Source organism: uncultured Modestobacter sp. (assembly GCF_947486615.1).
Lineage (GTDB): Bacteria > Actinomycetota > Actinomycetes > Mycobacteriales > Geodermatophilaceae > Modestobacter.
On record NZ_CANKUD010000005.1, the window covers coordinates 85,634 to 101,047 of the forward strand.

11 protein-coding genes are annotated in these 15,414 nt (G+C 69.1%); 5 read left to right on the top strand and 6 right to left on the bottom strand.

Annotated features, from left to right (window positions below; translation table 11 throughout):
* Positions 1 to 110: 110 nt before the first annotated feature.
* Positions 111 to 623 (bottom strand): diguanylate cyclase domain-containing protein, encoded by a 513-nt coding sequence (locus tag Q1A09_RS11450; RefSeq protein WP_299954879.1) that lies wholly within the window; start codon positions 621 to 623, stop codon positions 111 to 113.
* Positions 624 to 966: 343 nt separating this feature from the next.
* On the opposite strand from Q1A09_RS11450, the gene Q1A09_RS11455 reads away from it, so the two are divergent.
* A complete protein-coding gene (locus tag Q1A09_RS11455; protein ID WP_299954882.1) occupies positions 967 to 2,973 on the top strand; it encodes a glycosyltransferase family 2 protein in 2,007 nt (668 codons plus the stop codon).
* Positions 2,970 to 4,220 carry an acyltransferase gene (locus tag Q1A09_RS11460; protein ID WP_299954885.1) on the top strand — a complete coding sequence of 417 codons (1,251 nt, stop codon included), beginning with the start codon at positions 2,970 to 2,972 and terminating at the stop codon, positions 4,218 to 4,220. Before Q1A09_RS11455 ends, Q1A09_RS11460 begins: the two co-directional genes overlap by 4 nt.
* A 59-nt stretch (positions 4,221 to 4,279) precedes the next feature.
* Here Q1A09_RS11460 and Q1A09_RS11465 read toward each other — a convergent pair whose 3' ends face one another.
* Positions 4,280 to 5,191: a hypothetical protein gene (locus tag Q1A09_RS11465; RefSeq protein ID WP_299954887.1), complete on the bottom strand. Its 912-nt coding sequence runs from the start codon at positions 5,189 to 5,191 to the stop codon at positions 4,280 to 4,282.
* 579 nt (positions 5,192 to 5,770) lie between these two features.
* Between Q1A09_RS11465 and Q1A09_RS11470 the strand changes: the two genes are divergently transcribed.
* Positions 5,771 to 7,093, top strand: a complete 1,323-nt coding sequence (locus Q1A09_RS11470) for a hypothetical protein (protein ID WP_299954890.1) — start codon at positions 5,771 to 5,773, stop codon at positions 7,091 to 7,093.
* On the opposite strand, the gene Q1A09_RS11475 is transcribed toward Q1A09_RS11470, so the two are convergent.
* The 4 genes from Q1A09_RS11475 to Q1A09_RS11490 form a co-directional block, all read right to left on the bottom strand.
* Entirely contained in the window at positions 7,081 to 8,247 is a 1,167-nt protein-coding gene (locus Q1A09_RS11475; RefSeq protein WP_299954892.1) for a glycosyltransferase, read from the bottom strand. The two genes, Q1A09_RS11470 and Q1A09_RS11475, sit on opposite strands and share 13 nt — an antisense overlap.
* Positions 8,213 to 9,289 (bottom strand): glycosyltransferase family 4 protein, encoded by a 1,077-nt coding sequence (locus Q1A09_RS11480; RefSeq protein WP_366139775.1) that lies wholly within the window; start codon positions 9,287 to 9,289, stop codon positions 8,213 to 8,215. Before Q1A09_RS11480 ends, Q1A09_RS11475 begins: the two co-directional genes overlap by 35 nt.
* Complete coding sequence (locus Q1A09_RS11485; RefSeq protein WP_299954895.1) at positions 9,286 to 10,554, bottom strand: hypothetical protein; 1,269 nt, start codon at positions 10,552 to 10,554, stop codon at positions 9,286 to 9,288. The genes Q1A09_RS11480 and Q1A09_RS11485 overlap by 4 nt, the downstream gene beginning before the upstream one ends.
* A 107-nt stretch (positions 10,555 to 10,661) precedes the next feature.
* On the bottom strand, positions 10,662 to 11,807 hold the full coding sequence (locus Q1A09_RS11490) for a glycosyltransferase (RefSeq protein WP_299954897.1): 1,146 nt from the start codon (positions 11,805 to 11,807) through the stop codon (positions 10,662 to 10,664).
* Between the two features lie 291 nt (positions 11,808 to 12,098).
* On the opposite strand from Q1A09_RS11490, the gene Q1A09_RS11495 reads away from it, so the two are divergent.
* Complete coding sequence (locus tag Q1A09_RS11495; RefSeq protein WP_299955335.1) at positions 12,099 to 13,571, top strand: polysaccharide biosynthesis tyrosine autokinase; 1,473 nt, start codon at positions 12,099 to 12,101, stop codon at positions 13,569 to 13,571.
* Positions 13,572 to 13,906: 335 nt separating this feature from the next.
* The gene (locus tag Q1A09_RS11500; protein ID WP_299955337.1) at positions 13,907 to 15,370 is read left to right on the top strand and encodes a sugar transferase; all 1,464 of its coding nucleotides are present in this window, start codon (positions 13,907 to 13,909) and stop codon (positions 15,368 to 15,370) included.
* Positions 15,371 to 15,414 lie beyond the last annotated feature (44 nt).

A 15,414-nucleotide genomic window follows, 5' to 3' on the forward strand; every position in this document is an offset into this window, starting at 1 on the left:
TCGTGTGGTGGTGCTGCCCCGCGCCGCCGGTACACGCCGGCGCGGGGCAGGTCGGGAGGGCAGTTCAGCCGATCGTCCGGGGCCCGCCGCGCCGCTGCGGCGGGCGTCGGTCAGCGGCGCGCGCCGCTGTAGCGGATGACCCGGCCGCCGCCGACGCTGCGGGCGGCGGTGAGGCAGAGGGTGGCCCGGCGGTGCACCTCGGTGGGTGCGGCGTCGGGGGAGAGCCCGGCGATGCCGGCGCAGGCGGTCAGGCCGGGGACGCCGGCGTCGGCGATGACCTCGAGCAGCCGGTTCGCCGCGGTCTCGGCGTGGTGGGCGGCGCTGTCGAGCACCACCGCGAACTCGCTGGGGCCGGAGCGGGCCAGCCAGTCACTGCCGCGCACGTTGGCGGAGAGCGCAGCCGCGACCTGGTCGAGGCGCGCACCGGGCAGCGGCCAGCCGTTGTCGCGGCGCAGCAGCCCGACGAGCACGAGCGCGGCCGGGGCGACGTCGGAGGTCGGCGTCCGCTCGGCGAGGCGGTCGATCAGGGTCGCGCGGGTGGGCAGCAGGGAGATGGCGCTGGTGGCCTGGAGGTCGAGCGGCGGCAGAACCTCGTAGGCGACCGAGTTGGCGGCGATCGGCATGGACTGGTTGTCGTCCTGTTCGGCGAGTCAGTTGAGTCCTGAAACCTCCTCCACCCCGATCGAGTGAGGCGCTACGGCGTCGCCTGAGGCGTCCCAGGCCAAGTGAGCAGCCAATCACGCTCAGTAGTGCCAGTGACGTCGGCGTGCCTGTCACCCGTTCGGGATCCGGGCGCACCAGGTTCATCACCCTGAGTCATCCGATCCACCGTTCAGGCGATACCCACGGTCATGGATGACCGGTTCAGTGGTCATGCGCAGGTCGAACCGACCTCTCCGGCGAGGAAGCCGGTGACGCAGCGTCGCGGGCGATCATCCAGCACCACCCGACTTGGGGTGACTCACCGTGACCACGACTCTGCCCGCGCCACCGGACGGCACCGTCGTCCTGCCGACGCAGCGGCTGTACGGCCTGCCGCCCATCGACGCCGCCCCGCCCCGCTCGGCGCGGGTGCGGGTGCACCCCTCCCAGCGCGGCGCCCGGCAGGTGCCCGCCGCCGCCTGGCTCGACGCGCTCCCCGGCCGGCCGTCCCCCTGGACCGTGCTCCTGCCGACCGCGCTGCGGCCGCGGGTGACGATGGTCGCGGTCGACTACGCCGAGCGGGAGCAGGTGCTGGCCGAGCACGGCCCGGACGCCGTCCGTGAGGTCGCCGCCGCGCTGGCGCACGCGGTGCGAGCCGCGCTGCCGGCCCCCGACGCCCCGGTGGTGACGGCGGCCGGCCAGGTGCTCGCACCGGTCGGCGCGCTGCGCCAGGCAGTGCTCGAGCGCGGGCTGCACCAGGTCGCCGAGCGGATGCGCAGCGTCCAGCTCGGTGGCCGCACGCTGGCGATCACCCCGGCCATCGGCTGGGCCGCCGCACCGACCCTGGGCCCCCGCGCGGTGCCCGAGCTCGCCGAGCAGGCGCTGGAGGCCGCCCAGGTGGCCCGCCGCCGGCTGGACGCGGTGCCGCAGCAGTGGACCGACGAGCCGGCAGCCGGACGTCGGCTGCTCAGCCACCGCACCCGCCGGCAGATCGCGCTGACCACGGTGATCGCCCTGGCCTGGCCGCTGGCGATCGTCGGGCTCTCGCTCGCACTGGGCATCGAGCCCGCCGACTGGGTCTTCCGGTTCGTGGTCCTGGGGCTGCTGGTCACCTCGGCGATGATCTGGATCGAGAGCGTGCTGGCCCTGCCGGCCGCCACCCCGCCGCCGCTGCCGGACGACGAGCGCCCGCTGCTCACCGCGGTCATCGCCGCCGACCTGCCCAACGAGGCGGCCACCATCGTCGAGACCCTGCAGGCCTTCCTGCGGGTCGACTACGCGCGCACCGAGATCGTGCTCGCCTACAACACCCCCGGGCCGCTGCCGGTCGAGGCGCAGCTGCACGCGCTGGCTGCCGAGCACGACCAGCTGACCGTGCTGCACGTGCCGTTCAGCACCTCCAAGGCGCAGAACGTGAACGCCGCGCTGCACGTGGCCACCGGTGACGCGATCGGGGTGTTCGACGCCGACCACCACCCGGAGCCGGACGCCTTCACCCGCGCGGCCGCCTGGCTCAGCGGGGGCGCCGACGTCGTCCAGGGCCGGTGCGTGGTGCGCAACGGGCCGGAGTCCCCGGTCAGCGCGCTGGTCGCCCGCGAGTTCGACGCGATCTACGGCGTGAGCCACCTCGGCCGCGCCCGGCTGCACGGCTTCGCCGTCTTCGGCGGGTCCAACGGCTGGTTCCGCGCCGACCTGCTGCGCGAGCTGCGGCTGCGCCCGGACATGCTGACCGAGGACATCGACGTCTCGGTGCGTGCGCTGACCGCCGGCGCCGAGCTGGTCTACGACCCCGACATGATCTCCACCGAGCTGGCCCCGGTGACCGTGGCCCGGTGGTGGCGGCAGCGGGCGCGCTGGGCGCAGGGCTGGTTTCAGGTGTCGCTGCGGCGGCTGGGGGCCGTGCTGCGCTCCCCGCACACCGACACCCGCCAGCGGCTGGGCGCCTCGGTGCTGCTGGGCTGGCGCGAGGTCGCGCCGTGGCTGAGCCTCGCCGTCCTGCCGCTGCTGGTGTGGTCGACCTGGTTCGACGGCACGCCGGGCATCCCGCTGAACGTGCCGTCGCTGCTGCTGGCGCTGGCCTTCACCTCGCTGGCCGGCCCGTTCCAGACCTGGGTGTCCTACCGGACGACGCCGGCGCACCTGCGGGCCCCCGCCCGCCGGTACGCGGTCTACGCGCTGATGTCGGTGCTCTGGTACGCGGAGCTGAAGAACATCGTGGCGCGGGTGGCGCAGCTCAAGGAGTCGGTGGGGGAGCGGCGCTGGGTGACCACGCCGCGCACCGCCGGCACCGTCGTCCCGGCCGGTTCGATCACCACGGAGGTGGCGGCATGAGCGCGCCCCAGCAGGACACCAGCAGCCGACGCGGCTCGGCGATGCTGGCCCCGATCACCTACATGCGCGTGGTGGCGGCCTTCGCCGTCATCGTCTTCCACGCCTACCAGCACTCCGCGTACAGCGGGATGACCGACTGGATGGGCGGGGACTTCTGGCACCGGGCGCTGGTGCTGATGGCCGCCGGCGGGGTGGACGCGTTCTTCGTCGTCACGATGTTCCTGTCGGCCCGCGCCGTGGTGCGCGGCGCTCTCGGTGACGGTCCGATCGCCGACGGCCGGACGCTGCTGCGCAAGCGGGCGGCCTCGCTGCTGCCGGTCTACCTGGTCGCCGTGGCGATCGTGTGGGCGGTGACGAACCCGCGGCTGCCCGGTCACTGGGCCGACCTGGTGCTGCATCTGACGTTCACCCAGGTCTACAGCGACCAGTACATCTTCTGGACGCTGGGGCCGGCCTGGTTCATCGCGGTCTCGATCCACTTCTACCTGCTGCTCGCGGTGATCAGCGGCCCGCTGCAGCGGTACTGCCTGCGGCTGACGTCTCGTACCGCCCGGGTGCGGGTGCTGCTCGGTGTCGCCGCGGTGCTCGGGGCCATCAGCTGGGCCTACAAGCTGGTCATGCACTTCGGGCTGGAGCGGCCGGTGGACAGCTGGTCGACCTGGTTCGGCCCGCTGTCGCGGCTGGACCTGATGGCCCTGGGCCTGGTGCTCGCGGTGCTGGCCGTGGTGCGGCCGGCGATCCCGCGCTGGGGCGTGGTGGCGTCGTTCGTGGGCGCCGGCGTGCTGCTGGTGGGCACCGGCCTGACGTTCCCGGAGAACACCCCGGACTGGTGGCCGCACGGCACCATGGGCCTGGCGGCGTTCCTGTACCTGCTGCCCTCGGTCACCGACCGGCGGCAGGCCTCGGGTGCCGTGGTGCCCGCCACCGGCCGGGTGCCGGCGACGTGGGCCGGCGGCATCGCGCTGCTGAGCTACGGCGTCTACATCTGGCAGGAGCCGGTGCTGCGGATGCTGGACTGGGCCGGGCTGCTGCCGGCGGACTCCTCGCCGTGGGCGTTCCCGGTCACCTCGGTGCTGATGATCATCGGGACGCTGATCGTGGCGTGGGCGAGCTACCACCTGCTCGAGGTGCCCGGCCGGGCCTGGGCCTCGTGGTCGGCACGGACGTCGGCACCGGCTGCTCCGGTCGCCTCGGTGGCTCCGGCCGGGCCGGCGATGGCGCTGGCCGTCTCCACTCCGGCTCGCTGAGCCGGCACTGACCCCCGGGGCTGGGCTGCTCGACGCGCCCAGCCTCGGGCCCGTCGTGGTCAGCCGCCGATGAGGTCGCCGACCAGGTCGATGATCTCGTCGATGGCACCGGAGGTCTCCGCCGGCGCCTCGGTGGGCGTCGGGGTGGGGGTCTCGGTCACCTGAGGCTCGGACGGCGTCGGCTCGGGCGCGGACGGCGTACTGGTCTCGATCGGCGCCGCATCGGTGGGTGCCGGCAGGGGAGCGACATCCTGGGACAGCACCGGGACGTCGGATGTTCCGTCAGGTGATGGAACTGTCGCCGTCTGCTCCTGCTCGGTCCGCTCCGCCGTGGTAGGTGTCGTCGTCCCGGTGGTGGGATCGGCAGGGGCGGGTGCGGGCCCGGACCCGGTGACGTCGGACGTCGCCGCGCTGGCGCCCGGCTCACCGACACTGCTGGACGGCGCCGGGTCGGCACTGCTGGACGACGCCGGGTCGGCGCTGCCCGCTGCGGTGGCGGCTGCGGTGCCGCGGTCGGACGGTGTGCCGACTGCGGGCGCGTCCGTGCCTGCGGGGGCGGTGGTGGCCGAGCTCCGCTCCCGGGCGGGCGCGGAGGTCGCGGTGCCGATCAGGCCGGCGCGGCTGATCGCCTCGAGGGTGTCGCCGGCATGGTCGGGGTGAGCGGCCACCTCGGCGGCGATGGCGTCGTGCAGGCCCAGGGCGCTGTTGGATCGGGCCAGCACCGGCGCCAGCGCCACGGCGACCAGGGCCGCGCCGGCCAGGACCCGCTGCGGGGCCCGGCGGCGAGACCGCCGCACGGCGTCCGGGTGTGCCTTCGGGGCGACGTCGGCGGCGTGCCGCCGGCGGGGGGCCTCGTCCTGCTCGGCCGCGGACTGGGCGCTGACGGCCCGGTGCCGCCCGGTGTCGGTGAGCGGCATCTCGACCCGGCGGTGGCGGCCCGTGGTCTCCGGGCCCGATCCTGCGTCCTGCACTGCGTCCCCCTCGCACAGCCGACCACCCGATCGACTTACAGCAAGGTAATTCGCATGGCACGCCGCGCCCATACCGCCACGGCGTGTCACCGCTGACACGCCGACGGCTCCTCGTCCCAGGCCCCACATCGATCGTGGAGGCCCCCAGTGGTTGGCGAAAGCTCAGTGCAACTGCGCGCCGGCTCTAGTGCGTCGACCCGAGCGGCTCGGCCCTGGGTGACCGGATGTGCGGTCCCATGGCGGATCCCCGAACACTGTCGCGGCTAGTCTTCCGGCGGACAGGATCCCGCCGCGGGACGAGAATTGAGAGGCGGTCATCGTGGGCGTGGGGCTCAATCGGACGGTCGCGTGACCAGCGCTCGGCGCGGCGACTCCCTCCACCACCCACGTGTCGTGGTCGGGGCCAGTCGAGGAACGGGCGGGCTCTTCCCGATACTGCTCTTCCCCGGCGTAGCTTGCGTCGCTCTACTGCCCTGGGTGCTCCAGGTTGATGATCCACTCACGGCCGTCGTCCTCATGGGGCATGCTCTTCTGACGGCAGCTGGGGTCGGCTTCGCTTGTAGTGGGCGCCTCCGCCCGATGGCTCTTGTCTTCTTCTGCTTCCACTTCGCGTGGCTAGGGGTGGCGCCCATCTACCAGGTGTCGCATGACGCATTGGCCTGGAGTGATGCGTCTCTCCTGCAGCAACGACAACTGGTGCAGGATGCCGCCCTGCTCACGCTCGCATCGACGGCAGCCTTTTCTCTGGCTTACGCGGCGCAGTCGGCAGCCGGGCGCCGTAAGAGCGGAGGGTTGCCCGTTGCTGGTACCAAGAGTGTCGACCCGGGCATCACACGCCACGTAGGCCAGCATCGGTGGAACGTCACGTGGGTGTACTTGGCCGTGCTCGCGACTCTGACGCCCTATGCAGTCGTGAAGAGCGGCGGTCTGGCCGCGCTGTTCTCCTCTCGGAGCGACCGTGCTGAGTCACTCGCCGCGGCTGGGGTGTCGGTGGTGGAGAGCGGCGGACTGTCTGTCGCCCTGGCTTCCATCCTGCCCACCGCCTTGGCCGTTGCCGCAGCGCACACGATCCTATTACGTCTACGGACGACCAAGGGCGAGCGGCGAGGGTGGGGAGACATCCGGCTCAGTGACGGGTGCGCGCTGCTCTTCTCGATCGCCGCGCTGGTCGTCTTTGCGAATCCGTTCAGCAACTCCAGATTCGTGTCGGCAGCTGCACTCGGTGGCGTACTTCTCGCGGCAGTTCGGCCGGTGACCCCGAGAGCGGGACGTGTGTTCGCGCTTCTCGTCCTGTCTGCCACCCTACTCGTCTACCCGCTGGCTGAGGCTTTTCGCTCGGGGGAGCCAGGCTCCTTCACGGCTTGGAACGCCGGGGTGTTCGCCGGCAACGACTTCGATGGGTTCCAACAGGTGGTCAACTCGTTGATATACGTGGATGATCAGGGGCACTCGGCGGGCCGCTACACACTGTCAGCGCTGTTGTATTTCGTGCCGCGATCACTCTGGGCAGGTAAGGCGACGCCCGCGTCGATCGACGTCGCATCGAACAGGAACTACAGCTTCGTGAACTTGTCGTTGCCGTTACATGCGGAGTTGTACGTCGAGTACTCGATCATCGGGCTCCTTCTGGTCATGGCCGTGATCGGAGTCCTGTGGGCGCGGGCGGACAGCCGCTGGATGACCCAGCGCGGTGGACGCTTCCTGCAGCTGGTGCCGTACCTCGCGCTCGCTCAACTCGGGATGATCCGGGGTCCGCTGGGGTCGTTGGCGCCGATCTGGCTGACCACCAGCGCGCTCGTCCTGCTCGGAGCGCACCTGCTCATCGGTCGCTCCGCGCAACAGTCTGACGTTGACACATCAACCAACGAGCAGCCGACTGCGATGGGTGCTCACCGGCGGTGATCGGCGGCCACTGACTCGATCAAGTCGTCCATCTTCCGTAGGAAGGTCTCTTCAGAGAACCGCTCCGCAGTCTGCTCGATCTCGTCCTGGTCCCACCTCGTCGTCTGCCATCCACGTATGGCGGCCACCAGGAGCTCTGGTGTGGCCTCGCCGATCAGCTGCCCGTTGACCCCATCGATGACGGTGTCCAAATAGCCCCCAGCTCTCAGGGCCAAGACGGGACACCCGTGGGCGTGGGCCTCGATGGGTGTGAGCCCGAAGTCCTCGCGGCCGATCGCTATCAGTCCGGAAGCAGACCTGTACAGCTCGCTCAGTCTCTCGTCCGACACACGGCCCGCCTTCTTCACGTTGGCCGGGGTGTCGCCGTCGTAGCTGCCGACGATCACCAAGCTCAGATCAGGAGCACCGGCGAACGCCTCGACGATGGTGCCCGTGCCCTTATAGCCGCGACTGCGTGCCACGGTGAGGAACATGCCATCCACCCTCTCTGTCGCAGGTGCTGCCTTCGCGACCAGAACGGGTGGATGGATGACTGTCGCTTCGATGCCGTACGCGTCGCGGATCCGCTGAGCCACGGATGTCGAGTTCGCCACGTAGTGATCGGCTGTCCGTGCCCATCGTCGGTCCAGGCGGCGGAGTGGTGACATCAAGGTGTGCAGTGCTGTTCGTGCAGAGCGCGGCCAGCTGCTGAAGTAGTCGTCGATCTGGTAGAGCCAGCGCCCAGGGTTGTGGCAATAAACGATCTTGATGCCCGGCCAGCGCAGCCCGTGAGCCCACCCAGAGCTCGAGGCCACCAGCACGCCTGTCCCCGAGATGCGACTGAGGGAGACGACCAGTGGGAGGAAAGGGGAGAGAAGCGCCCGGCTGTGTCGCAGCGGGCGGAACCGGTTGACCCACGATGTGTCCACGCGCAGCCCATCGAACAGGTCGGACGTGCGCGTCGGCTCGTAGACGGAGACCCAGAGTCGGTGGCCGTAGTGCCTCGCCATAGAGGCCGCCACGCGCTCTGCGCCACCGGCCTGATTTGCATAGTCGTGCGCTACCTGGACGCGTGGAGACAAGACTCGTTCCTCTTTCGTGAGCGTGAATGCAGTGCAGTGAGGGCCTCGACCCCATGAGTCACTTGCGAACGAGCAGTCGTTCGTACAGCTCATGAGTCTCGGACGTCATCCGCTCAACGCCAAGCCAGCCAGTGTTGTCAGCGGCGGAATGCGCCAAGCGGGCACGCGACTCCGGGTCCGTGATCAACCAGTGCAGCGCCTGCGTCAGTGCGGGCACGTCAGCTACCGGGAGCATGATCCCGGCCCTCCCGTGTTCGAGCACCTCGGGGATCCCGTCCACATTCGTGGAGATGATCGGAAGGCCCGCGATCCGAGCCTCGGCCAGCACCAGCCCGAACGGCTCGCGATGGCTCGGTAGAACGAAGAGGTCTGCAGATCGCATGTATGACTGAGGACTCGGGGAGAAGCCGACGAATCGAACTGTCTGTCCCAGGTCGAGTGCATCGGCCAGGTGCTCGTACTTCTGTCGGTCCGGCCCATCGCCCACGATGTAGAGCGTGGCCGTAGGCCCGATGGACCGGATCACGGAGCTCCACGCGTCCAGGAGGTCGGCGACTCCTTTGCGGTCGTTGAGACCTCCGACGAACAGAACCGCTGGCCGCCGGAGCTCGACAGTCGACGCCGATGTCGTCGGGGAGATCCCGTTGCGGATCACAGTGACCCGTCGCGAACCGAACCACCGTCGGAGCGTCTCGCCGTTCGACTCACTGACGGCGATGACGGCTGAGGCCGTGCGCAGGAGGCGCGTTCGTGCGTCGAACTGGTTGTGCGCTGTGGCAACCAGGGGCGGCCGGGGTGATCGGCTGATCGACAATGCGGCACGGGTCAACAACGTCAGGGTGGTCGTATGTGCGTGCACGATGTCCGCATCGACAGTGGAGAGGATGCCTCGCAGGGCGCCGATGATCTTCATCGTCCGGCCGACCCCACGGCCAGGTGCCGGTAGATCGTGTGTTGTGACGCCGCCGTCGCGAAGGGCGTTGCCGAGCTCACCTGCCGGAGCGACGACATGGACCGTCATCCCCTCCTTGCTCTGCGCAAGGGCCAGGTCGACGGTCACGTTGACGATCCCATTTCCGACTCGTCGCAGGTGTGGGAGAACGTGGATGACCGTGGGGCTGGTCGGCATGTTCATGATCCGTCCCTTGATGAGTGAGATGCCTCGGTGAGGTCGGCGGAAGCAGCCCCGCCCGTTGCGACCGCACGCCCGGCACGGGATTGCTTGATGGAACTGTGGAGAACGGCTGCCTGGATCGCCGCAAGCAGGCCCTCGGCCGCCGCAAAGGCCAGCACGGCCCCGAGCAGACCCATGAACACGGGCAGGACTACGAGTGCCGTCAAGCCCAGGGCTGCTGCGGCGGCAGTCGCTCGGTAGAGGGCGGCCTGCCGGCCCAGCGGTACGAGGCACAGCTGTCCTGTGCATCGCTCCAAGCATGCGAATCCCAACCCCACTGCGACGGCCCACTGCACTGTGGGCTGAAGGGAAACCTGGCCCGCATACACGATGTGGACGAGTGGCGGGAGCAGCCAACCTGAGGCACCAGTCGTGAGCAGCGCCAGCGCCAGCGCCCACCGTCTGACGTTGATGACGCGGCCGATCAGTGAGGCGTGAGAGGAACCCGCCTGCGACACATAGCTCGCCCCGGTGGCAGGGAGCAGCTGTAGTGCGTTGACACCGGATTTCTGCAGCCGATCGATGGCCGCGAAGGACGTTGCTGCGGTGGGGTGCAAAGTGCTCACGAGAGCCGTCGACCCGTACAGATAGGACGTGCTCAAGAGTCGGGACGGCAGTCCGGTGCTGTGGCTCCGGAACTGCGTCAAGAGCTCGCCGGAAGCGCGGCGGCCGTCGTTGCCACTGCGTACCGCTCGCCGACCCGAGAAGCTGGCATGATTCAGCGCGACGCTGAGAACAGTGTTGGCGACCATGGCAATTCCGTACGCCACGAGGGGTGCGCCCGCCAGCATGATCGGGATGGTCGCGAGGTTGAACACGATCCGGGGAAGCGCCTCGTTGCGGATGAGGAGGCTGGGCCGTCCGATCCCGGCGCACATCCAGCTCGCGGTGAACCCGTTGGCCGTCGTGCTGAGGGCCACCAGAGCGACGACCCAGCCCTGTTCCCCGGCGATGAGGGTAGCGACGAGGACAGCGAGCGGAGCTGTCATCAGGTAGGCCACGACGCGTGTGCGCACGCTGAGACGAAAGACGTCCGGCCGCTGTTCCCTGGCGGAGATGGCCACCATGTGCGGTCCGACGACCGGCCAATCGAGGCCGACGACCACGGAGGCAACTGCTCCGACCGAGCTGGCGATGGCCAGTGCCTGCCAGCCGTTCGGGCCGTACTGGGTGGCGACCGTGGGCAGTACCGCAAGCGGCGCCAGCAGCGACAGTGTCGGGACCATCGCGAAGCTCGCCAGGCGGGCGAGGCCGCGGGTCAGGGGATGGCCGCGAAATCGGCCCTGCTGGCGGGAGCCCACTCCTCCGGGCGGGTGCTCAGCCCGCTGGGCGCTCACAGTGGCCGTTGGCCTTCGCGTGAACGCGCCGTTACGGCATAGGTATCCAGAACTCGCGGTGCAATCGCGGCCAGTCGATATTGTGCGGCCGTCTCTCTGGCAGCCCTGATCATGCTCTCACGGTCATCGGGGGAGCCGTGTAACTGAGATATCGCAGTTGTCAGTGCATTGACGTTTCCCGGTTCGACCAAGAGGCCATCGACTCCGGCAGTGATGATCTCGGCAGGGCCCCCCGCATTGGTGGCGATGACAGGCGTCCCGGCCGCCATGGCCTCCACGATCACCTGGCCGAAGGGTTCGGGGAGAACCGAGGCGTGCACCATCAGGTGCGCTCTGTGCAGCCATGGAGTCGTGTCGTCGACCTGGCCGACGAGCACGACCTTGTCGGCGAGGCCGAGGTCGGCGATCAGGCGTGTCAGCGAGGCGAGGTAGTCATCTTCTCCGAAGAGTGGCGACCCGATGATGTAAGCGGTCTTCCAGGCGTCTTCCGGCAAGGCGGCCAGGGCAGAGATGAAGACGTCTTGGCCCTTCCAAGGGGAGATGCGACCGATCATGACGAGGACGAGCGGTTCGGGTGACTGAGGCGCGAAATCGAAGTCCACCTCGGGGCCCAGTGGGCTCGCAGCAACGACGCGAGGTCCTCGGGATCGGGGCAGGGTGCTGAGCGTCGAGGCTGAGTTGGCCAGCACTCCGGCAGCGAAGCATCCGGCCAGGATGCGGATGAGGCCTGCGGAGCGGCCCATGTACTCGCGAGTCAATTGATCTCGGAGGTGCCAGATGACGGGTGTTCTGGTGGTGAGACCCGGCAATGTGCCGAAGACGGCGGCCTTCGTGGAATTGGCATGGATCAGATCGAAGTCCCCCTGACGGAGAACCCCGATGAGTCGAGAGGTGTACCCAACGGAAGCGACGGCCGCTGCCGGGATGGCGCGCCATCCCGTCTGGCGCCCGAGGCCGCGCAGCTGAGCAGGAAGCGCGACTCGGACGAGTCGAACCGGCAGTTCCCGTAGCCTGGCTTCCAGGGGCCCGCCTTCCCCGGCGATGACGGTAATGTCGTGCTCAGCCAGACCGGGCAGGAGCCGCAACATGGCGAGCTCGGCCCCGGACGGCCGCAACGTGTGCATCATCACTGCGATGCGCAAGCGTCGACGTGGTGGCTCCGTCATCTGTCATCCCGTCTGTGCTCGCACTCAGGTGCCCCAGCGGCATCGCTTGCCTGTCTCGCATGCTTCATCCCACGGCCTGAGTGCCGCGGTCTGACGCCCGAGCATGTGTAGCAGGGCCATCCACTGCTGCGTCTGCCTGTGGCAGATGACACAACGGTCTGTCCTCCTGCTGAATCCCTGCGCAAGCGGTCGGCTGCCTGGATGTTGATACGCGTTTCAGTGCACTGTCGGAAACCTGCTGATGCGCCGCCCACGCTCGGTGGAGTGATGAAGCTGGGCAGCTTGAGCTGCTGTGACCTAAGGTCCCGGCTGCAGCTCCCCGGCCGGGTGGGTGCGGTGATTGATGGGGGACTCGTGGATCTGCGCGAAGCACTGGCGGCCCTCCGGCGGGGTTGGCTTCTCGTCGTCGCCCTGATGCTGGTGGGTGGACTGCTGGGCTTGTCGGCGTCCCTGCTGAGCACCCCGAAGTACACGTCGCGCACGCAGTTGTTCGTCTCGGCCGCCGACCCCAGGTCGACGGCCGAGGCGTTCCAGGGGAGTCAGTTCACGCAGCAGCGAGTGGACTCTTACGCGCTGCTCCTGACTGGCGAAGAACTCGCTTCCCGGGTGGTTGACCGGCTCGGCCTGGACATCAGCCCGGAGGCGCTGGCAGACGAGGTGTCCGCCACTGCCGTCACCAACACGGTGCTGATCGACGTCGACGTGGTCAACGAGTCGCCTGAGCGGGCCCAGCGAATCGCTGCCGTCCTGGGCGATGAGTTCGCCGACTTCGTCACAGAGCTTGAGACTCCCGACGAAGGGGGCTCCTCACCGGTCAGTGTTCGAGTCACGGACTCCCCGGATGCCCCGACGGTGCCCAGCTCTCCGAAGCCCGTCCGAAACGTCGCGCTCGGCCTGGTCGTGGGCCTGTTGGCGGGTGTGGCCGCAGTCATCGGGCGTTCAGCTGCTGACCGTTCGGTGCGAGACCCTGAGCGAGCAGCAGACCTCGCCGGCGCGCCGGTGATCGGAGTCGTGCTGCGCGATGATGCTCTGCTGACGCAGCACGTCATCGACAGGAAGAGCCAGTCGCGCACCGCAGAGGCTTACCGCCAGTTGCGAACGAACCTGCAGTTCCTCAACGTCGATGAGCCGCCGAAGGTCATCATGATCTCCAGCGCTGTGCCGTCGGAGGGGAAGACCACGGTCGCTGTGAACCTGGCGCTGGCCCTGGCGGAGGCCGGGCGATCAGTGACTCTCGTGGAAGGCGATCTTCGCCGACCGAGAGTGACCCGATACCTCGGGATGGTCGGCGGTTCTGGACTGACCAACGTCCTGGCCGAGACCGCCGAGGTCGAGGACGTGCTGCAGCCCCACGGAGACGGGAATCTCAAGGTCATCGCGGCCGGGCCCACGCCGCCCAACCCGAGCGAGCTGCTGGCCTCGACTCACATGTTGAGAGTCCTCGATGAGCTGCGTGGCAAGAACGACTTCGTGCTCATCGATGCGCCACCGTTGTTGCCGGTCGCCGACGCGAGCGGTCTCGCAGTGCTGGTCGATGGGGTCGTGCTTTCCGTCCGCTACGGGAGTACTCGTAACGAGCAGCTCCAACAGGCCCGCGCGACTCTCGACCGGGTCGGTGCCCGGACGTTGGGCGTGGTCCTCAATATCGTGCCACCCAAAGCGGAAGTCACCTCGGCATATGGGTACGGCTACGACTACGGATATGACGCTGATCGCAGCGGTGAAGCGCGCAATCTGTGACTTGCGCTTAGTTGCGTGACCAAGACCACTTCGTAGTCTCAGCTGCTTCCCCTTGTGACGACTGCGCCTGTCGCTACTCCCTATGCTGGCTCAGTCGCGCGGAGTTAGACTCAGGTCTTGATTGACGCTTCGTGTTCGACTGATGACGTGACCGCTCTGCCGCCTGAACTGCCCTTTCGCTACCTTCAGTGCGCCGGAAGACAAGGCTGTCCCGGAATCCACTAACTCCAACCGTCGCGGGTTTCACGCTGTCTGCGACCGGGTCGCACGGGGGTGCGCGGGTGAGCTTGCTAGAGGAGCGCGAGGGACAAGTCCGTCTCGCCGGCGCGGTGCCGGTGTGGCGTCGTTCCAACGCATCGCGGCTTCGGGGCGAGGGGACCGAGGCGCGCCGCGCCTGGCAGTCCGACTACGTTCGTCGCATCGCGCTGGGCGACGTGCTGGCCGCCCTCGTTGCCTCGGGTGTCGGGTACCTCGCCCGCTTTGGTGCTGAGACTGGGCCCCTCGCCGCCGACCACCCCTCCCTCTGGATCGTGCCGCTGCTGCCCGTGCTGTGGGTGGCCGGGATGCTCGTTGCCCGCTCCTACGAGGAGCGGTTCCTCTGGATCGGCGCCGAGGAGTTCCGCCGGGTGCTCTCGGCCGCCGTTGCCATGCTGGCGGCGGTCGGGGCCGTCTCCTGGGCGTTCCAGTTGCAGGTGGCCCGTGGCTTCGTGGTGGTGGCCCTGCCGCTGGCCACCGGGCTCACCTTGCTGCAGCGCTACGGGCAGCGGTCCTGGCTGCACCGTCGCCGAGCCGAGGGCAAGTTCCTCCAGACCGCGATCATCGTCGGGCACCGAAATGGCGTGGTGGCGCTGCACCAGCAGATCGACCGCGAGGCGTATCACGGGTATCGGGTCATCGGTTGCTGCCTGCCGCCTGCCATCGCCGGTGCCCAGCCCGTGGCGTTCGACGGGCTGCCGGTGCTCGGCACTCTCGATGAGGTCGTCGATGTGGTCCGCAGGTATGAGGTCGACACGGTCGCCGTCCTGCCGTCCCCCGAACTCGAAGGGCCAGCGCTCCGCCGGCTCGGTTGGGATCTCGAGCAGACCCAAGCCGAGCTGCTGCTCGCTCCGGCGGTCACCGAGATCGCCGGCCCGCGGGTGCGCATCCGCCCGGTGTGCGGGCTGCCGCTGCTGCACGTCGAGCGGCCGGAGCTGCGCGGCGTCCGGCGCATCACCAAGGAGACCTTCGATCGCACCGCGGCCGCCGCGGGGCTGCTGGTCCTGGCGCCGCTGCTCATCACGCTTGCACTGGCCGTCGGGCTCACCAGCCGGGGCGGCGTCTTCTACCGCCAGGAACGGGTCGGCCGCGACGGTCAGACCTTCGGGATGCTGAAGTTCCGCAGCATGGTGTCCGGCGCCGATCGGATGGTGCAGCAACTGGACGCGCAGAGCGACGGCAACGGCGTCCTGTTCAAGATGCGCAGCGACCCGCGCGTCACCCGGGTCGGCAAGGTGCTCCGTCGGTACTCCTTCGACGAGCTGCCTCAGCTGATCAACGTGGTCCGCGGCGACATGTCCCTGGTGGGGCCCCGGCCGCCGCTGCCCGCCGAGGTCGAGCGGTACGGGTTCGACATGCACCGCCGGTTCCTGGTCAAGCCCGGGATCACGGGCCTGTGGCAGGTCAGCGGCCGTTCCGACCTCTCCTGGGACGACTCGGTGCGCATCGACGTGCGGTACGTGGAGAACTGGTCACTCGCCTTCGACTTCATGATCCTCTGGAAGACGCTCGGCGCCGTGTTCCGCGGCGCCGGCGCCTACTGACCTGGGCCTGCCGGTTCGCTGACCCTGATCGGGGAGACTGGCGG